The organism is Maricaulis sp. ABE4_448, assembly GCF_056160825.1.
Genome location: NZ_JBSWXX010000003.1, coordinates 458278 through 476298 on the forward strand (window position 1 = coordinate 458278; position 18021 = coordinate 476298).

Annotated in this window: 17 protein-coding genes; 10 read left to right on the forward strand and 7 right to left on the reverse strand. The window is 64.8% G+C overall.

Features of this window, described 5'->3' with window-relative positions; genetic code table 11:
• The first annotated feature begins 131 nt into the window (after positions 1–131).
• Positions 132–1157: a COX15/CtaA family protein gene (locus ACXAJV_RS11240; protein ID WP_475085360.1), complete on the forward strand. Its 1026-nt coding sequence runs from the start codon at positions 132–134 to the stop codon at positions 1155–1157.
• Here the strand turns inward: ACXAJV_RS11240 and ACXAJV_RS11245 are convergent.
• Both ACXAJV_RS11245 and ACXAJV_RS11250 read right to left on the reverse strand, forming a co-directional pair.
• Positions 1154–2278, reverse strand: a complete 1125-nt coding sequence (locus ACXAJV_RS11245) for a hypothetical protein (RefSeq protein ID WP_475085463.1) — start codon at positions 2276–2278, stop codon at positions 1154–1156. The two genes, ACXAJV_RS11240 and ACXAJV_RS11245, sit on opposite strands and share 4 nt — an antisense overlap.
• Complete coding sequence (locus ACXAJV_RS11250; protein ID WP_475085362.1) at positions 2179–3594, reverse strand: alkaline phosphatase PhoX; 1416 nt, start codon at positions 3592–3594, stop codon at positions 2179–2181. The genes ACXAJV_RS11245 and ACXAJV_RS11250 overlap by 100 nt, the downstream gene beginning before the upstream one ends.
• Before the next feature lie 224 nt (positions 3595–3818).
• Here ACXAJV_RS11250 and rplM point away from each other — a divergent pair, with 224 nt between their 5' ends.
• Positions 3819–4283, forward strand: a complete 465-nt coding sequence (gene rplM / locus ACXAJV_RS11255) for a 50S ribosomal protein L13 (RefSeq protein ID WP_475085364.1) — start codon at positions 3819–3821, stop codon at positions 4281–4283.
• 1 nt (position 4284) lies between these two features.
• Positions 4285–4782 (forward strand): 30S ribosomal protein S9, encoded by a 498-nt coding sequence (rpsI, locus tag ACXAJV_RS11260; RefSeq protein WP_475085365.1) that lies wholly within the window; start codon positions 4285–4287, stop codon positions 4780–4782.
• Positions 4783–4853: 71 nt separating this feature from the next.
• On the opposite strand, the gene ACXAJV_RS11265 is transcribed toward rpsI, so the two are convergent.
• Positions 4854–5750 (reverse strand): LysR family transcriptional regulator, encoded by an 897-nt coding sequence (locus ACXAJV_RS11265; protein WP_475085366.1) that lies wholly within the window; start codon positions 5748–5750, stop codon positions 4854–4856.
• A gap of 90 nt (positions 5751–5840) precedes the next feature.
• Between ACXAJV_RS11265 and ACXAJV_RS11270 the strand changes: the two genes are divergently transcribed.
• On the forward strand, positions 5841–6464 hold the full coding sequence (locus ACXAJV_RS11270; RefSeq protein ID WP_475085368.1) for a class I SAM-dependent methyltransferase: 624 nt from the start codon (positions 5841–5843) through the stop codon (positions 6462–6464).
• A 677-nt stretch (positions 6465–7141) separates the two neighbouring features.
• Here the strand turns inward: ACXAJV_RS11270 and ACXAJV_RS11275 are convergent.
• Both ACXAJV_RS11275 and ACXAJV_RS11280 read right to left on the reverse strand, forming a co-directional pair.
• Positions 7142–7627 carry a thioredoxin domain-containing protein gene (locus tag ACXAJV_RS11275; RefSeq protein ID WP_475085370.1) on the reverse strand — a complete coding sequence of 162 codons (486 nt, stop codon included), beginning with the start codon at positions 7625–7627 and terminating at the stop codon, positions 7142–7144.
• Between the two features lie 60 nt (positions 7628–7687).
• The gene (locus ACXAJV_RS11280) at positions 7688–8836 is read right to left on the reverse strand and encodes a peptidoglycan-binding domain-containing protein (protein ID WP_475085371.1); all 1149 of its coding nucleotides are present in this window, start codon (positions 8834–8836) and stop codon (positions 7688–7690) included.
• A 383-nt stretch (positions 8837–9219) separates the two neighbouring features.
• On the opposite strand from ACXAJV_RS11280, the gene lipA reads away from it, so the two are divergent.
• The gene (gene lipA, locus ACXAJV_RS11285) at positions 9220–10197 is read left to right on the forward strand and encodes a lipoyl synthase (protein ID WP_475085372.1); all 978 of its coding nucleotides are present in this window, start codon (positions 9220–9222) and stop codon (positions 10195–10197) included.
• Between the two features lie 10 nt (positions 10198–10207).
• On the forward strand, positions 10208–10708 hold the full coding sequence (locus ACXAJV_RS11290) for a type II toxin-antitoxin system RatA family toxin (RefSeq protein WP_475085374.1): 501 nt from the start codon (positions 10208–10210) through the stop codon (positions 10706–10708).
• Here the strand turns inward: ACXAJV_RS11290 and ACXAJV_RS11295 are convergent.
• Positions 10679–11179, reverse strand: coding sequence for a CinA family protein (locus tag ACXAJV_RS11295; protein WP_475085375.1), 501 nt, complete (start codon positions 11177–11179; stop codon positions 10679–10681). The genes ACXAJV_RS11290 and ACXAJV_RS11295 overlap by 30 nt on opposite strands.
• Positions 11176–12327, reverse strand: coding sequence for a bifunctional 2-C-methyl-D-erythritol 4-phosphate cytidylyltransferase/2-C-methyl-D-erythritol 2,4-cyclodiphosphate synthase (locus tag ACXAJV_RS11300; protein ID WP_475085376.1), 1152 nt, complete (start codon positions 12325–12327; stop codon positions 11176–11178). Before ACXAJV_RS11300 ends, ACXAJV_RS11295 begins: the two co-directional genes overlap by 4 nt.
• Positions 12328–12411: 84 nt before the next feature.
• Here ACXAJV_RS11300 and dusB point away from each other — a divergent pair, with 84 nt between their 5' ends.
• From dusB to ACXAJV_RS11320, 4 genes are all read left to right on the forward strand, one after another.
• Positions 12412–13413: a tRNA dihydrouridine synthase DusB gene (dusB, locus tag ACXAJV_RS11305; protein WP_475085378.1), complete on the forward strand. Its 1002-nt coding sequence runs from the start codon at positions 12412–12414 to the stop codon at positions 13411–13413.
• Positions 13410–14459 carry a two-component system sensor histidine kinase NtrB gene (locus ACXAJV_RS11310; protein ID WP_475085379.1) on the forward strand — a complete coding sequence of 350 codons (1050 nt, stop codon included), beginning with the start codon at positions 13410–13412 and terminating at the stop codon, positions 14457–14459. Before dusB ends, ACXAJV_RS11310 begins: the two co-directional genes overlap by 4 nt.
• Positions 14459–15727 (forward strand): sigma-54-dependent transcriptional regulator, encoded by a 1269-nt coding sequence (locus ACXAJV_RS11315; RefSeq protein ID WP_475085380.1) that lies wholly within the window; start codon positions 14459–14461, stop codon positions 15725–15727. The genes ACXAJV_RS11310 and ACXAJV_RS11315 overlap by 1 nt, the downstream gene beginning before the upstream one ends.
• 77 nt (positions 15728–15804) lie before the next feature.
• Positions 15805–18018 (forward strand): sensor histidine kinase, encoded by a 2214-nt coding sequence (locus tag ACXAJV_RS11320; protein WP_475085382.1) that lies wholly within the window; start codon positions 15805–15807, stop codon positions 18016–18018.
• The last annotated feature ends 3 nt before the right edge of the window (positions 18019–18021 follow it).

Sequence of the window (18021 nt, forward strand, 5' to 3'; positions counted from 1 at the left end):
GTTCTGTCTGCGACACAATGGCGCGTCAGCGTTCGATGTGCGAGTGCATTCTCAGATGCGCAAGCCTGAAGCTGCGCCCCGGGCCTTGCCCCCTTCGCCGATTGCGGTAGTTACCGCGCAGCGGAGGTTCCATGGCCTACCATACGAGTACCACCAGTCGCGCCGTTTCCAACTGGCTGCTCATCGTCGCTCTCATGGTTGTCGGCATGATCATTGTCGGCGGCACGACCCGCCTGACCGACAGCGGCCTGTCGATCACCGAATGGAAGCCGATCTCCGGTGCCATCCCGCCGCTCACCCAGTCCGACTGGGAAGAGGAATTCCGCCTCTATCAGCGCACCACCGAATTCCAGGAACAGAACGCCTCCATGACGCTGGCGGAGTTCGAGTTCATCTTCTGGTGGGAGTGGGGGCATCGCCAGCTGGGACGGCTGATCGGCCTCGTCTTCGCCGTGCCCTTCGTCTTCTTCTGGCTGCGCGGCCATCTCAGCGCCCGGCTCAAGCCGCGCCTCTTCCTGCTTTTGTGTATGGGCGGCGCCCAGGGCGCGATCGGCTGGTGGATGGTCGCCAGCGGGCTGGTCGACCGGCTGGATGTCAGCCAGTACCGGCTCGCCACGCATCTGGGCATGGCCTTCATCATCCTGGGTTATTCGGTCTGGCTGTCGCTGGAAGCCCGTTTCGGACCGCCGCCCCTGCGCCGCGGCACCCTTGGCGGCGTGTCCTTTGCGCTGCTGGCCCTAGTCTTCCTGCAGATCATACTGGGCGCTTTCGTGGCGGGACTGGATGCGGGCCGCATTTACAACACCTGGCCGCTGATGAATGGCGATCTGATCCCGGACGGCTATCTGGGCGGAATGAGTTTCGTCCCGGCGATTTTCGAGAGCCATGCGGCGGTGCAGATGCATCACCGCTGGACAGGCTATCTCGTGGCGCTGGCGGTCTTCGCCTACTCGATAACGATCTGGCGTGAACCGCGTGTGTCGCTGAAACCCTTCATGGTGATCCTGCCGGCCCTGGTCGTCGGCCAGATCGCCCTGGGCATCGCCGCCCTGCTGGCGGTTGTGCCCCTGGGCCTGTCGCTGGCGCACCAGCTGGGCGCCGTCCTGCTCTTCATTGCGACACTGTGCGCCGCCTGGACGGCGCGGCGGGCCGGTTAGCCCGCCTCGCTGTCGGTTGACGGGCTGACCGGATTGCTGCCGGTGATCACAGCGCGTGAGAAGGCATCGCGGGAGATCACTTTCACACGCTGATCGGCCTGGTCAAAGATCGACAGCATGCCGTTGGAATAGGCGGTGAAACCGTAATCGGCCGGCGACACGGCAATTGCCCCCGGGCGGCCGATGCCCGGTGTGGACAGGCCGTCGACGACATCGATCGCATCGCGCTCTTCCAGCGTGCGGCCGTCGAAGCTGCGCACGGTTTCGCCGGCCCCGTCGGTGGTCAGCAGCAGGCGCGTACCAGAGAACTCACCCACGGCGATGCCGGAGGCGGGAATATTGGCTTCAGCCAGAACCGTGCCCTCGGACGACAGGCGGGTTACGCCGGCGGCCGGACTGGCAGTGTATATCTCGCCGTCGAACACGGCGCACTGGCGGGCCGGGGCCGGCAGCGGGAAGCTGCGCATCTCTTCCACCGACAGCGTGTCGCCACCGGCGTCGCGGACGCGCCAGACAGTCGCGTTCGCACCGGTTTCCAGCACGACGAGTTCGACAAATCCGGCGCCTTCACGCAGCAGGCACAGGCCGGCCACACCGGAATCCGTCCCGGTTTCGCCCAGCGGCAGATCAAGGACCTGGGTGCCATTGCGCACGATGGCATAGCCGAACACGGCACCATTGTCGGGCGAGGCCCCGAAGACCAGCGGCAGGTCTTCCCCGCGCAGCTGGAAGCCCGGGGCAGTCGCCAGACCGGTCAGGCGGGCACCGGCATGACGCCGCTGCAGCTCACCGTCCAGATTGAAGATGTCCAGACCGCCTTCGCGCGGCGCCGAGATCACCAGGCCGAGCGAGGGGGCATCGCCATCCGGCAGGAAGGCGAGGGCGCTGGCGCCGCCTTCCACGCCGGTGAAAGCCGCCGTGACCAGCACTTCCAGTGTCTCCGGACCGCTTGTCGCGTCCGGCGCCTCAGCCGCGTCCTCGCCCGTCTGGCCGCAAGCAGCCAGGGCCAGCAGGCTGGCGCCTAGAGCGAGCGCTCGGCCCAGGGACCGCGAACCGCGAAAGTGCGGCCGGGATTGCGTTGCACGTTGAAGAACAGGGTCGAACCGTCGGAACTGAAACATGGACCGCAAATCTCGCTCTTTTCGCCATCGGGGGCCGCATCGGCATTCCGGCCGATCGTATACACGCGGCCTTCGGGCGTCACGCCGCGGATGTATTGATCCTCGTCGCCATCTTCCACGACGATCAGATCGCCCCAGGGCGCCACGCAGACGTTGTCGCATTTCTCCATCACGCGTGCATCGTCCGATTGCACGAAGAGCTGCAGGCGCCCGGGCTGTTCCGCTTCGCGCTCGGTGCCTTCGAAGGGGCTGGGCTGGTAGCGGAAGATCTGGCCCAGCCGGGCCGGACCGCCATCGGTGCAGGCGAAATAGCACTCGCCTTCGCCCCACCACAGACCTTCGCCGCGGGTGAACATGGCGGCGCCATCGGCATGGCCGCGCTCGGCCAGGTCATTGTCCGGGTTCTCGACATCGGCGACATCGACCCATTCCACCTCGACCCAGTCGCCGACCGGCAGGGCGTTGCCCGTCCAGTTGCGCGTATCCAGACCCGGCTGGCCGCGCACGGCCAGCGCCTGCAGCCGGCCGCCGCGGGCCAGCTCGCCCGGCACATCCGGGATGTATCGGTAGAAGAGTGCCAGGCCCCGGCGATCCTCGGTCTGGTAGACGCAGCCCGAAGCCGGATCGACGGCAATCGCCTCGTGACGGAAACGGCCCATACCGATGATCGGCACCGGCGTTACCAGGCCCGTCGCATCTGCGGGCACTTCAAAGCAATAGCCATGGTCGACCTGGGCATCGCCGCCGGCCTGCCACTCGGTCTCCTCGCAGGTGATCCAGCTGCCCCAGGGCGTCGCACCGCCGGCGCAATTATTGATCGTGCCGGCCAGTGACATGTATTGCTCGGTCACTTCCAGGGTTTCCGGATCGACGACGAGATGGCTGGTGCCGCCCAAATGCGGGGCGCCGTCATCGGTCCAGTCATGCACCTTGTCGCGATCGATCAGGTCCAGTCCGGCGGCATCAGGTCCGAAGGCCGACTTCCCGATGTCGTCCGGTGTGAGTTCGTGATTGCGCACCAGGACCCATTTGCCGTCCGCGCGGGTGAAACACGCCATGCCGTCGAAATCGCCCGGCGCGACCAGACCGTCGGTCATGGCATCGCCGACGGTCGAGATGACCTCATAGGTGAAGCCTTCGGGCAGGTCGAACAGGCCGGCCGGATCGGCAACCAGCTCGCCAAAGCCCTCAATCTGGTTCAGCCAGGGCTGGGTGATCCCGTCAGCGCGCGCACAGCCGGCCAGCGCCGGCAGTCCGGCGAAGGCGACGGAGGTCGCTGTGGCGGATTTCAGGAAATTGCGGCGGGACAGGGACATCGAACAACTCCGGACGTTCAGAGGAGGGTGTAATTTAGTGTGGCAATACAACGGGTTCACGACGGAAAAATGACGCATTCGATATATGTGGTATTATTTAACCGTATGCGCAGGTGTATAAAATTCAACGCGGAATTCCGCCCAGGCTTGACCGGATCGCATTTCACCTCTAAACGGCGCGCTCGAATTCAAACCGGGGCCAACCGGCCAAAGGCGAGAGAGTTATGAAGACCTATTCCGTGAAACCGGCGGATGTCGAGAAGAAGTGGGTCGTGATCGATGCAGAAGGCGCCGTTGTCGGCCGTCTGGCTGCCTACATCGCGACGCGTCTTCGCGGCAAGCACCGTCCGGACTACACCCCGCATGTCGACATGGGCGACAATGTGATCGTCGTGAACGCCGACAAGGTCGTGTTCACCGGCCGCAAGCGCGACGACAAGCGTTACTACTGGCACACCGGTCACCCCGGCGGCATCAAGGAAACCAGCCCGGCGAAGCTGCTGGACGGCCGTTTTCCTGAGCGCGTCGTCGAGAAGGCCGTTCAGCGCATGCTGCCGAAAGACAGCCCGCTGGCACGTCAGCAGTTCTCGAACCTGCGCGTCTACGCCGGTGCCGACCACAAGCACGAGGCCCAACAGCCGGAAGTGGTCGACTTCAAGTCCATGAACACCAAGAATACGCGAGGCTGATATGAGTGACGAAGCCCGCTCGCTCGAAGACCTGAAAGACGTCATGAAGGACGCCGATACCGGCGCCGTCGCGACTGAAGAGTCTGTCCCGGCCGAGCCCAAGATCGACGAACACGGCCGCGCCTACGCGACCGGCAAGCGCAAGAACGCGGTCGCCCGCGTCTGGATCAAGCGCGGCAATGGCAAGATCACTGTGAACGGCAAGGACCAGGAACAGTATTTCGCCCGCCCGGTTCTGCGCATGCTGCTGCAACAGCCGCTGGAAACCGCCGAGCGCAAGGACGAGTTCGACATTGTCGCCACCGTTGTTGGCGGCGGCCTGTCCGGTCAGGCCGGTGCCGTGCGTCACGGTATCTCCAAGGCGCTGACGATGTTCGAACCGGGCCTGCGCACGGTCCTGAAAGCCAATGGCTTCCTGACCCGCGACAGCCGCGTGGTCGAGCGTAAGAAGTACGGCCGCAAGAAGGCCCGCCGCAGCTTCCAGTTCTCGAAGCGCTAAGGGTTTTCGGAGCGATCCGATTTCAAAGAGACGGGCGGTGCCGCTGGCGCCGCCCGTTTTTTATTGCGGGTTCACCGCCACAGCTTGCCCAGCTCCTCGGCCAGCGTGTCATAGACCAGCCGGATCTTGCGGCTGGTATTGAGCTCGCGATGAGTGACCAGCCAGACCGGGACCGGGATGTGGGGCAGGGCCGGAAAGACCGGCTCCAGATCGGGACAGAAACCGATCATGTCGCGCGTTATCACGCCGATGCCGAAACCTTGGCGGATCAGGGCGAGATAGGCCGGGCCGCTCTCCGAGGTGACACGGAAACTCTCCGGTGTGAGATCGAGCCCCAGCTCCCTCAGGAACTCCAGAATGCGCGGATCGCGCTCGAAGCCGACGAAGTCGAGCCGGCTGACCTCTTCGGCCGTTTGCGGCCGGCCCACCCGGTCGAGAAAGGCCGGCGCGGCATACAGATGCGCACTGGTCTCGCCCAAAAGCCGCGCGATCAGGTCCGGCTGGTCCGGACGGCCGTGCCGGATCGCGATATCCGCCTCGCGCTTGGTCAGATCGCGCACCGTGTTCGAGGCGATGATCTCGATCTGCAGTTTCGGCGCGATGGTGCGCAGGCGTTCCAGCGCAGGCGGCAGGAAATAGGTCGCCACAAGGTCGGTCGATGTGATCGAGACAAAACCCTCCACGGAGTTGGCCTGACCGGACGCCGTCAGTGAGATGCGCTGGGCGGCCTCGCCCATGGCGCGGACGTGTTCGACCAACTCCTGTGCAGCGCCGGTCGGCCGCATGCCGCGCGGACCGCGCTCGAACAGGGTGACACCCAGAGCCTCCTCCAGCGCCGTGATCTGGCGTGACAGGGTCGGCTGGGTCTGACCCAGCGCACGCGCTGCGGCGGAAAATGATCCTTCCTCCACCGTCGCCAGAAAGGCGCGGACCTGGTTCCAGTCAAAGGCGATACTCGTCCAGTTCATCGGTTTTTGTATATCAGCTGCAGGGATTTGCAGATTTATATCCGATTTGCGTATGGGTACATGGTGGCTGACAAACAGGGGATTGAATCGATGGACCGCAACCAGCGCTTTTGGGACCGCACGGCGAAAAAATACTTCAAGTCGCCGATCGGCGACGAGGCGGCCTATGAGCACAAGCTGGAAAAGACGCGGGAGTATCTCACGCCCGACAGCGAGGTGCTGGAGTTCGGCTGCGGCACGGGGGGGACCGCCGTGCTGCACGCGCCCCATGTAAAGCACTATCTGGCCACCGATATTTCCGATGAAATGCTCAATTTCGGCCGTGAACGCGCCCGCGAGGCCGGTCTGCAGAACATCACCTTCCAGCGTGCGAATTTCGACGAGCTGGATGCCGAACCGGAAAGCTTCGACGCCGTGCTCGGCCTGTCCATCATCCACCTCATGCAGGACCCCGATGCCGCCATCGCCCGGGCCTTCCGCCTGCTCAAGCCCGGCGGGGTCTTCGTTAGCAGCACGGTGTGCATTGCCGACGGGCTGTGGTTTCTGGTGCCGATCATCCCGCTCATGCAGCTCTTCGGCCTGGCCCCGCATGTGAAAGTGCTCAAGGCCCGCCGCGTCCGCGAGGGTATGAAAGCTGCGGGCTTCCGGATCGAATACGATTGGTGGCCCAAACGTTCCAAGGCCCTCTTCCTGATCTGCCGCAAGCCGGAGTAGGGGTGCGTCACGTCCTTCTCCCGTCTGGGGAGACTGTGCACGCAGGGCAGATGAGGCGCTCGCGGCAGCGCTGCAAAGAGTCCTGAGTGGACCGCTGCGCGGCCGCCCCTCACCTTTGATTCCTCTCCCCGGTCGGGGAGAGGGGGTGTCAACGCCCCCACAAACACCGTCACCCTGACACCCGCTTTCGCGGGCGCGGGCTTCAGTCAGGGCCCGGTTCGTGAGGCACGGTACCCGCGATCTCGCACTTATCCCCGCCTCACTCACCCACCCCAACCCGTCGTCATCCCCCGGCTTGTCCGGGGGACCTGCGCTCGCCGGGGGGCGATTTCGCTGTAATGCGAGGGGCTTGTCCCCGCCGACACGATGGCTGAGGTCCCCCGGACAGGCCGGGGGATGACGGCGGAGAGAGAAAAGCGCTAGAACTTATCCCCACCCTCCCAGATGCACCTATGCTCGCAGACGGTTTCCGCATGAGCTCAGCTCCTTGTGCCCGGGAGCGTGCGGAGCTCGTCCGCGCCTGGTGGGTGACAGCATCAGGCTCCGGCGTGGCCATCTGCGGGGACACCGGCAAAAAGCTCGACCGGCCCGTGGAGAGTTTCGTGCTGGGTGAGGGTCACAGAGTGCCGCTTTCCCCGGACGTGTTCCGCCAGTACGACCGGCACGTCTTTCCGGTGTCATCCGCCGGGCGGGATCCGAAGCGGGGGAGGGCATCGCTCGCCGACAGGGTCGGGGCGCTCACCGGGCGGATGCGTTGCCACCATACGCTGTGCTGCTTCCAGCCTTTGAAGCATGCCCGACGCGGTATCCAGCCGGGTGAAGCAGTCAACAAGCTCACCCGTGTCCGATGCGGCAATGAAGATGAGCCCGGTCAGGCCGGCATACCGGTTGTAGACAGGCCCCAGCCGCATATCCAGAAGGGTCATGACACTGGCGTCATAACGCGCTGCGGAGGCCGTCATGTCGAGTACGGTATGCGTGACAAAACTATCGTTCTGTGTCGAACGGCCACGCACATCTTCCCAGACCGGGTCGAGTAGGCGGCAATTCCCGCACCAGTCAGCCCTGAAGTAGGCGGTCGTAATGCCCGGCGGGGTATCGCTGAGCGCCACTGGTCCTGCGAGGCCCGCAAGAAGAAGGCAGGCGAGGATACGGGCGATCATTTGTGTCATGCGAGTTGGGCGGCTGCGGGCGAGTATTCGCCCGCAGCCGATCCCTCGTGGTTATTGCACGCCCGAATTCGGGTAGAAGTTCACCGTCAGCGGAGCCCACGGAACACCCAGGTGCTCAACGAACACACGCGTCAGCTGACCGGTCGGCAGACCATTGGCTTCCTGGTAGGCAACCATGGCATCATAGGTCAGCATATCGAAGATGCCGTCGATCGGACCCGGGTTGTAGCCAGCATCACGCAGGCCAATCTGGATCTGGCGGATCGCCTCCGGAGTGGTGTTGATCTCGCAAAGCACTTCGCGCCAGTCGAGACCGCTTTCACCGTTGAAGACGGTCCGTGTCACGGTTTCGGTGACTGCCGGGATCACGCGGGTTTCCTCGCGGGCCGGCGAGACAATGCGCTCTGCCGATACCGTTTCGAAGCGCGCCGGAATGACGTCCTCGACGACGCGCTCAGGTTCGACCAGAACCGTGCGCGTCACGGTCTCGTACTGAGCCGGAATGACGTCTTCGACAACCTGCTCCGGCGTCACCAGTTCCTGACGCGTGACGGTCGAAGTGCGACCGGGAAGCGTAACCGGCGTGTCCGACGTGCCGCCATTGGCCGTACGGTAGACGATACGTTCCGGCGTCACCAGACGGGTCCGGGTCACGGTCTCGTATTCGGCAGGCACTTCGACGCGGCAAAGGATTTCGCCCGTCGGAAGCTCGCGCAAATCGGACGCGGAGAAATTCTGCCGGGCGTAGGCCGACGCATTCGGAGCATCGGTATCAGCTGCTGCGAACAGCGGCTGGGACGGCTGCCAGGTGGTGTAGGCTTCGCGGACGAGGACCTGTTCCGTGTAGGTCTCGTACTCGGCAGGAATGACCACCGGCTCGATATGGGCTTCTTCGATCGTGATGGTCTCGGTGACGGTGCGGTATTGCGCCGGAATGATGCGCGTTTCGACACGCTCCGGAGCGATCATCACCTGTTCGGTCACGGTCTCGTACTGCGCCGGGATGACACGGCGAACCACGCGTTCCTCTTCAAGAACGACCCGTTCGGAAACCGTCTCGTACTGAGCCGGGATGATGAAGGTCTCGGTACGCTCGGCCTGCAGCACGACCGTCTCGGTAAGGGTCTGCGGCGGCGGCGGCACCAGAACGCGGGAGAAGCACTGACCATCGGCGCTGGCCGGCGGAAGGTCGGCATTCATGCGACCTTCAAGCTGACGGATGCGCTGCTGCGCTTCCTGGAGTTGTCGACGGAGCTCGGAATCAGACTGCGCATAGGCGTCAGTCGAAAACAGAGATGCGGCTAAGCTAAAACCGGCGCCTGCCAGCAAGAAACGCTTCATGGTTGCCCCCCTTGGCACAATACACGTAGGCACAACTCGTTAACGGCCCGGCAAGGCAATGGCAATCTTTTAAATACGAAAAGACAAAAAATATCAGCATTTCAGCATGGTAAAATCTCTCACCAGCGATATCCGCCCAGCACACCGCCGCGCGGACTCGCTGGTCGTTGTTGCCGGGCCTCATACATCCGGAACCGCAGGCTCAACTTGATGGAAACCGCGCACGGGCTTATGTGCTGGGCATGGCCAATCTGATCGACAATACGGCGCGCAGCGCCGCGTCCGACGTCCGCGCTGCCCGTCACCCGGAAAAGCAGAAGCGAGCCGATACGCCCGTCCTGCGCAAGCCGGACTGGATTCGCGTGAAGGCGCCGCTGGGCAAGACCTTCTCGGAGACGCAGGAGATCGTGAAGAAGGGCGGTCTCGTCACCGTGTGCGAGGAAGCCGGCTGCCCCAATATCGGCGAGTGCTGGGAACAGAAGCACGCCACTTTCATGATCCTGGGCGATACCTGCACCCGGGCCTGCTCCTTCTGCAATGTGAAGACGGGCCTGCCGGGTCCGGTCGACCATGACGAGGCCCGCCGTGTCGCCGAGGCGACGGCCCAGATGGGGCTCAATCACGTCGTCATCACATCGGTCGACCGGGACGATCTCGATGATGGCGGTGCGCAGCATTTCGTTGATGTGATCGAGGCGATCCGACGTGAGACGCCGGGCACGACGATCGAGATCCTTACCCCGGACTTCCTGCGCAAGCCGGGTGCGGCCGAGCGCGTCATCGACGCCAAACCGGATGTGTTCAACCACAATCTGGAAACCGTGCCGCGGCTCTATCTCTCGATCCGCCCGGGGGCGCGCTATTACCACTCCCTGCGTCTGCTGGAGCGGGTGAAGGAGCGCGATCCGGCACAATTCACCAAGTCAGGAATCATGGTCGGCCTGGGCGAGACCAAGGAAGAAGTGATGCAGGTGATGGACGATATGCGCTCCGCCGGCATCGATTTTTTGACCATCGGCCAGTATCTCCAGCCGACACGCAAGCACGCCGCCGTCGATCGGTTCGTGACGCCGGACGAGTTCAAGGCCTATGAGACGATCGCCCGCGCCAAGGGCTTCCTGATGGTCTCCGCAACACCGCTGACCCGGTCGAGCCACCATGCCGGCGATGATTTCCGCAAGCTCCGCGAGGCGCGCGACGCCATGCTGGCGCGCGGCTGACGGGGCCGGCGTGACCGTCGAGACCCGCGAACGCCTGCGGCTGTTCCATGCACCGGACGATCTATTCGATCTGGTGATGGATGTGCGCACCTATCCCAGATTCATCGAGCAGATCACCGCGATGCGCGTGCTCAACGAAGCGCGCGACGGCCCACTGACCGAGCTGACGGCGGAAGCGCGTGTGCGCTATAAATTCGTCTCGGAACGCTTCACCTCGCGGGTGATCGCCGACGCCTCGCGCCGCTCGATTGATGTCAGCTTTGTCGCCGGGCCTTTCCGCGTGCTGGAAAACGCCTGGCGTTTCCGGGAATTGTCGGACGGGTCCACCCTGGTGGAATTCTCGATCCGGGCGGCGTTCAAGAACCCGATCCTGCAGATGCTGCTGGAGACCAATCGCGAGCGGGCAGGCCGCATCCTGGTGCAGAAATTCTCCACCGAGGCCGAGCGTCGCTTTACCCGGACGGGCAACCCGTCCAGGGACTTATCCGAAGAAATCGACGCCCTGCGATAACAGGTCGAGCGCGGTGGCCACGCTGGCCAGCCGCACCGCATCACGGCCGCGATCGCCAAACCGATGGACCTCGGTGATCGTCGCGCCATCGCGGCGGGCGAGGGCGAAATGTACCAGGCCGGCCGGCTTGCGCTCCGATCCGCCCGGGCCGGCCACGCCTGTGATTGACACGGCGATATCGGCATTCGAGCGCAGCAGCGCTTCCTCGGCCATGCGGCGCGCGACCTCGTCGGATACGGCCCCCTGCGCCTCGATGACCCGCGCCGGAATACCCAGCATCTCGGTCTTGGCGGCGTTGGAATAGGTCACGAAGCCGCGATCCACCACATCCGACGAGCCCGGGATTTCGGTCAGCAGGGCAGCGACAAGTCCGCCGGTGCAGCTTTCCGCCGTGGCGATCATCACGCCGGCAGTGCGCGCCCGCTCCAGCAGGGTTTCCGCCTGGTCGACGAGGGAGTGGTTGAAGATCATGACAGTCTCGCGGTGACGATGGCCTGGGCGGCGAGGCCTTCGCCGCGCCCGGTGAAGCCGAGTTTTTCCGTCGTGGTGGCCTTGATGTTGACGCGCTTTGGATCGAGTCGCAGGAGCTGCGCCAGCCGGGTCCGCATTGCCTCGCGATAGGGCCCGATCTTGGGCCGTTCAGCGATCAGCGTGACATCGGCATGGATGACCTCGCCGCCGGCTTGCCGGAGGAGCTCCAGCGCATGCAGGAGAAAAGCATCGGACGCCGCGCCTTTCCATTTCGGGTCGGAGGGCGGGAAGTGCTGGCCGATATCGCCGGCGCCGGCACAGCCCAGCACCGCATCGGTGACGGCATGCAGCCCTGCATCGGCGTCCGAGTGACCCACCAGACCCAGGCCTTCATGCAATTCCACACCGCACAGCCACATCGTTTCGGCCGGCTCCAGACGGTGCACGTCGAAACCCTGGCCGCTCACCGTGATCGTCTCGCCCATCAGCATCGCCTCCGCGCGCCGGAAATCTGCCGGCATGGTCAGTTTGAAATTGTCTGCATCGCCCTCGACGGTGTGGACCTGGCCGCCCGCAGCCAGGATCACTGCGGCATCATCCGCCAGTCCGCCGCCGCCCAGCCGCGCATAGGCGACGCTCAGCGCATCGAAGCGGAAAGCCTGCGGCGTCTGAGCAGCGCGCACGACCGCCCGGTCGACCGGTTCGGCAATCATGCCATCGGTCATCACCCGCATCAGCGCATCGGTCGCGGGCAGGGCGGGGATCACGGCGTCGTGCCGGTCCAGCGCCCCGGCGAGGCGATCGATCAATGCGGCGGACAGGAAGGGGCGGGCAGCGTCATGGATCATCACCGCATCGGGGGGGGCGTCCGCCAGCGCCGCCAGCCCGGCCCGGACGCTATCGGTCCGGGTGGCTCCGCCGGGCACCGTTGTGAAACTGCGGGCGGTTTCCCCGCGCACGGCTTCGACATGATCCGTATCCTGTGGATTGACGACCACAATGACCCGGCGGATTGCAGCATGGCCGGCAAGCGCGTCCAGCGTCCGCGCCAGCACGCTGCGGCCGGCCAGAGACCTGAATTGCTTGGGAATACCGCCGCCGGCGCGTTCGCCGCGTCCCGCAGCCACGATGATGGCATCGATTGTCATCCGGCACCCTCATGCATTGCCGCAGCGCAGCATAATCGCTAGCCTGACGGGCTTACGATGCCCCTTCAGGATTTGTCCAGACGCATGCACTTCTCGATCGGTCCCCACCGGATCACCGTTCCGGCCATTCTGGCGCCCATGTCGGGCGTGACAGACCTGCCTTTCCGCTGCCAGGCGCAGCGTTTCGGGGCGGGCATGGTCGTGTCGGAAATGGTCGCCAGCGATGCGCTGGCCCGCGGCCGGGTCGACATGGTGCGCAAGGCGGCGCTGGACGCGTCCCTGTCGCCCTGCGTGATCCAGCTGGCCGGGCGTGAGGCACACTGGATGGCGGAAGGCGCGAAAATCGCCGTCGATGCCGGGGCCGATATCGTCGATATCAATATGGGTTGTCCCGCCCGCCAGGTGACCAAGGGCCTCTCCGGTTCGGCCCTGATGCGGGATCTCGATCATGCGCTGACCCTGATCGAGGCGACTGTCGCCGCGTCCAGCGTGCCGGTGACGCTGAAAATGCGCCTGGGCTGGGATCATGACAGTATCAACGCACCGGAACTGGCGCGCCGGGCCGAGGATGCCGGTATCCAGCTGGTGACGGTGCACGGGCGTACACGCCAGCAATTCTACAAGGGCGAGGCCGACTGGTCGGCGGTGCGTCCGGTGAAGGAGGCGGTCTCCATCCCGCTGATCGTCAATGGCGATATCCATACCGCCGAGGATGCCCGCAAGGCCATGGCGGCCTCCGGCGCCGATGCAGCGATGATCGGCCGCGCCGCGCAGGGACGGCCCTGGCTGGTCGGCGAGATCGGCGCTGCGCTGCTGGGCAAGCCCGTCGAAACGCCCTGGGCCGACAAGCTGCCGGCGCTGGCCGCACAGTTCGACATGTCGCTCGATCATTATGGCGGCGAGCTTGGAATTCGCATGATGCGCAAGCACTTCGCCTCCTTTGTTGATGTCGAGGCGCAAGCGGAGGGATGCGATCCGGATTGGCTCTCGGGGCTGAAAGCCACGCTGTGCCGTTCGACGGATGCCGCGGCGATCCACGATGTCCTGGCCCGGCTGGCCGTGCCGGAAAAACGGGCCGTCGCATGAACGGACCCGCGGCCCCGACATCGCCGGCCGAACCCGCTGCCGAAATGGCGGCGATCCCCTTGCTGCAATTCTCCGAAGATGCCCGCTTCACCTGGGCCAATACCCAGGCTGAGGAATGGCTGGGCCTGTCGGCCCGCCACCTGCGGAAGGGCGATTTCGGCACCCAGTCGCCGGTCTGCGCCAATCTGGCCGAGATTGTCGATCAGGCCTGCGCAACCCGCAGAACCGTGGTCGCGCTGGGCTGTGCGCTCGGTCCCGGCGGACCGTTCGACCTGCATGCGCGCTGGTCCGACGAGACGTCTTCAGTGACGCTGTCCGTGCTGCCGCACCGGGAACCGGGCGCCAAGGCCTCCCAGGCGCCGGCTCTGGGCTTCGGCCGCATGCTGGCGCACGAACTCAAGAACCCGCTCGCCAGTGTGCGTGGTGCTGCGCAGCTGATCCGGCGTGAGAGCAATATCGAGGCCTCCGCCGAGCTCGCCCAGCTCATCATCCAGGATGTCGACCGCATCACCCGCCTGGCCAATCACTGGAGCCGGGTGGGGGATATCCGTCTGGGTGAGCGTGGCGAGGTCAATCTCAATCACCTGGCCATGGATGCGATGGAGAGCATTGTGCGGGCCGAACCGCGCGTCAGACCGATCCTGAAAGAGGATTTCGATCCCTCGCTGCCGCCGGTCGATGGCGACCGGGATCTCCTGCTGCAGGTCGTGCTCAACCTTCTGCAGAACGCGCTGGATGCGGTGCGCGACATGCCGGATCCGAAAATCCGGGTCGAAACACGCTTCGATACGGGACCACGCAGCCGTACCGGCGCGAATCCGACGCCGCTGGTCCTTGTCGTGCGGGATAATGGTCCGGGCATCCCCGATGCGCTGGGCGCGGGTATCTTTACCCCCTTCGTCACCACCAAGCCGGCGGGCGAGGGGCTGGGGCTGGCTTTCGCCGCGCGCATCGCCGCGCTGCATGACGGCCAGCTGGACTATGAAAGCGAACCGGGACGGACGGGTTTCAACCTGCGCCTGCCGGTCGCCAGGGAGGAAACATAGTGAGCGCGCGCATCCTGCTTCTCGAAGACGATGAAAGCCTGAAACTCATCCTCTCCCGGGCGCTGGGCTCGGCGGGCTACCAGGTACGCGCGACGGCCTCGCCGGATACCGCACTGGGCTGGATCCGCAATGGCGAGGGCGATCTCCTGCTGGCCGACGTTCTGCTGGACGGAACGAATTTTCTGGATAATCTCGGCATGGTGGCCCGGCTACGCCCTCAGATGCCGGTCATTGTGATGAGCGCCCAGGCCACCGCTTCTACCGCGATCAATGCCGCCAAGGGCGGTGTGTTCGAATACCTGCCCAAACCCTTCGACCTGGATGATATGATCTCGGCCGTCGCGGCGGCGCTGGGCGACAAGCGAGCCGGCCAGCAATCGCGCTCGACCGATGAGCCGACGGGCTTCATCGGCCAATCCGTCGCGATGCAGTCGGCCTTCAAGGCCATCGCCCGGGCCGCCACCAGCCAAGCCCATGTCATGATCACGGGCGAGCCCGGTGTCGGCAAGCGCCAGGCGGCCGAAGCCCTGCTGCGCGCCCGCGGTGTAGCCTCCGAGGATGCCGTCGTCGTTACGCCCTCCAACACGGCGACCGATATTTTCAGCTCTACCCAGGCTGCCCGTCAGGTGGTCTGGCTGCGTCTGGAGGAATGGAGCGCGGAACAGCAGCGTGCGGCGCGCGATGCGCTGGACGGGGGCGCTGGCCGTGTCATCGCCACGGTATCGCAGGCACCGTCCAATCCCATCGACAACCGGCTGGCAGCCCGGCTTTCCGAATGCGTCATCACCGTGCCGCCACTTCGCGAACGGCGCAGCGATATCCCCGCCCTGTGCGAAGCCTTCCTCGGCCAGTTTGCCCGCCGCGACAAACAGGACCCGGTGCGCCTGTCCAAGGAGGCCGTCGACTATCTCGTGAACTCGCCCTGGACCGGCAATGTCGTCGAGCTGCGCTCGGTGCTGTCGCGCCTGGCGCTCGCAACACGGGGCCGGGTGGCTGCACTGGACGATGTCGCCCAAGCGCTCAATGCCGACGGTGCCAATGCGAGCGAGGATATTGCTGTCCATGCCAATGCCCTGGCCGCGCTGGCCCTGTCGCGGCCGGATGCGCGCCAGAGTGCGGTCGACGCGCTGGAGCGAGCCCTGTTCACCCAGGCGCTCAACCGCTGTAGTGGCAACCGGTCGCGGGCAGCCGACCTGCTCGGGCTAAACCGTAACACGCTGGCGCGGCGACTGTCCGAGCTGGACGGAACAGACGAGGGAACAGGCTAACTGTTGCGGGTGCGGCACTGTGTTGATTTCGTGCAACGCAGGAGTAAGCTTGCTCTCTTGAAGCATGTGAGGCTGATTTGCCGAACGCGTCCAGGAACACTCTGATCCGGAACATTTCCCCGCGCTCGGCGGCACTGTTCGGTGCGGGCTTTCTGGTTTCGCTCAGCCTTCTGGGCGTGGCCGCCTTCATCCTGCTGAACGAAGGCGGGCTGACCGGCGCCAATAACCGGATCGCGCTCGGTATTCTCGTCGGTAATCTCGTGCTTCTATTCGGCCTCGCCGGCGTCGTCGTGCTGCGCTTTGTGCGACGGGTGAGGGCGCGCCGCTTCGGCGAGCCGACGCCGCGCCTGCATCTGCGCTTCGTGGCGCTGTTCTCGATCGCCGCGGCCACGCCGGCGGTCCTCGCCGCTATCTTCTTGGGCTTTGTTATTACGCGGGGTGTGGACCTGTGGTTCGACGACCGGATCGCCACACTGGTCGACCGGCTGGAAGATGTCGCGTTCGATTTCTATGAGCGAGAAGCGGCCACAGCGTCGGGTCATGTGGAAAGCATGGCCACCGATCTCAGCCAGGACGGTTCGGTCGAGGCTTTCACCACATCGCGGATCCAGTACATCACCTATCTCAACAACCAGGCCGCAGCACGACGGCTTGCGGCGGCCTATATCGTCGATGGCCGCGGTACCCTGCTGGCCCGCACGCGTTTCCGGGAAAACGAGGACTATGTCGCGCCGTCGCAGGTGCTTTACGACTATGCCAATGACGGCGATGTCGCGGTGTCCACGCCCAGCTCGTCTGCCGAAGCCGTCGATGTGATGCGGCTCCTCTACCGTCTGGATGCCTATCCGGACGCCTATCTCTTCGTCTCCTATCCGGTGAATATCGATCTGTTCCGCGAGATGGCGCAGGCGCGCAATGAATTGCGCGATGCGGGCAATCAGGAAAGCCGCGTCCGGGGGTCGTTCTACTTCCTCTATTTCGAGGTCGCAGTGCTGATCGTGATCGGCTCGATCTGGCTGGCCCTGTCGGCGGCGACCCGGGTGGTCACGCCGATCTCGCGCCTGGTCGGGGCTGCCGAGCGTGTGCGTCGCGGCGACCTCGATGCGCGCGTCCAGATGGGGCGCGAGGATGACGAGATCGCCGCGCTTGCCCGGGCTTTCAACCGGATGACACGGCAATTGCGCAGCCAGCGGCGTGAACTGATCGAAGCCCATGCCGAATCCGAACAGCGCCGCGCCTTTATCGAGGCGATTCTCGCCGGGGTGCGGGCCGGTGTGATCGGTCTGGACAAGGATAACCGGATCACGCTGATCAACCGCTCGGCGATTTCCATGCTGGCGCCGGGAACGGACGATCTGATCGGTGTCGGCATTGATGAAGTCACGCCGGAGCTGGCCGGGATCGCCACGGAAGCGCGCCGCCGTCCGGGTGCTGTCGCCGAGGCGCAGATCGATCTTAACGCGCCGGACGACCAGATCCGTCACCTGACAGCGCGAGCCTCGATGGACGAGGAGGCCGGCCTGGTCATCACATTCGACGATGTGACACGCCTGGTGACTGCACAGCGCAATGCGGCCTGGCGCGAGGTTGCGCGGCGCATCGCCCACGAGATCAAGAACCCGCTCACCCCGATCCAGCTGTCGGCCGAGCGGATCCGGCGCAAATATCGCGACGAGATCACCTCCGACGTCGAGACCTTCGACCGCTGCACCGACACGATCGTGCGCCAGGTCAGCGATATCGGCCGCATGGTCGACGAGTTCTCCAGCTTTGCCCGCATGCCCCAGCCGAAAGTGGAGCGCGTCGAGATGGGCGAGCTGGTGAAGTCTTCGGTCTTCACCCAGCGGGTCGCCTCGCCGAATATCGAGATCGTGTTCGAGTATCCCGGCGTGCAGGTGCATGCCTTGTGTGATGCCCGCCTTTCCGTGCAGGCGCTGGCGAACATTCTCAAAAATGCCTGCGAGAGCGTCTCGACCCGCATGGATCAGGACGGCGGCCCGGGACAGCTCGTCGTCAGCCTGACCGAGGCAAACGGCTATGCCGTGATCGAAGTCGCCGACAATGGTCTGGGCTGGCCGACACCCAATCGCGAACGCCTGACCGAACCCTATATGACCACGCGCGAAAAGGGCACGGGCCTCGGCCTCGCCATCGTGAAGCGCGTGATGGAAGACCATAACGGACGTCTGGAACTGGACATTCCGCGAAGCGGGCAGGGCGCCGTCGTGCGTCTCGTCTTCCCGCTGGCGGACATGGCCGATCCGGCGCCGCAATCCCTGAAGGAGGCTTGATAG

Coding starts and splice junctions, on each gene's coding strand:
- dusB (WP_475085378.1), top strand. CDS start 12,412: ATGCACTTCTCGATCGGTCCCCACCGGATCACCGTTCCGGCCATTCTG.
- ACXAJV_RS11300 (WP_475085376.1), bottom strand. CDS start 12,327: ATGACAATCGATGCCATCATCGTGGCTGCGGGACGCGGCGAACGCGCC.
- rpsI (WP_475085365.1), top strand. CDS start 4,285: ATGAGTGACGAAGCCCGCTCGCTCGAAGACCTGAAAGACGTCATGAAG.
- ACXAJV_RS11265 (WP_475085366.1), bottom strand. CDS start 5,750: ATGAACTGGACGAGTATCGCCTTTGACTGGAACCAGGTCCGCGCCTTT.
- ACXAJV_RS11275 (WP_475085370.1), bottom strand. CDS start 7,627: ATGATCGCCCGTATCCTCGCCTGCCTTCTTCTTGCGGGCCTCGCAGGA.
- ACXAJV_RS11250 (WP_475085362.1), bottom strand. CDS start 3,594: ATGTCCCTGTCCCGCCGCAATTTCCTGAAATCCGCCACAGCGACCTCC.
- ACXAJV_RS11270 (WP_475085368.1), top strand. CDS start 5,841: ATGGACCGCAACCAGCGCTTTTGGGACCGCACGGCGAAAAAATACTTC.
- rplM (WP_475085364.1), top strand. CDS start 3,819: ATGAAGACCTATTCCGTGAAACCGGCGGATGTCGAGAAGAAGTGGGTC.
- ACXAJV_RS11280 (WP_475085371.1), bottom strand. CDS start 8,836: ATGAATGCCGACCTTCCGCCGGCCAGCGCCGATGGTCAGTGCTTCTCC.
- lipA (WP_475085372.1), top strand. CDS start 9,220: ATGGCCAATCTGATCGACAATACGGCGCGCAGCGCCGCGTCCGACGTC.
- ACXAJV_RS11245 (WP_475085463.1), bottom strand. CDS start 2,278: ATGTTTCAGTTCCGACGGTTCGACCCTGTTCTTCAACGTGCAACGCAA.
- ACXAJV_RS11240 (WP_475085360.1), top strand. CDS start 132: ATGGCCTACCATACGAGTACCACCAGTCGCGCCGTTTCCAACTGGCTG.
- ACXAJV_RS11295 (WP_475085375.1), bottom strand. CDS start 11,179: ATGATCTTCAACCACTCCCTCGTCGACCAGGCGGAAACCCTGCTGGAG.
- ACXAJV_RS11310 (WP_475085379.1), top strand. CDS start 13,410: ATGAACGGACCCGCGGCCCCGACATCGCCGGCCGAACCCGCTGCCGAA.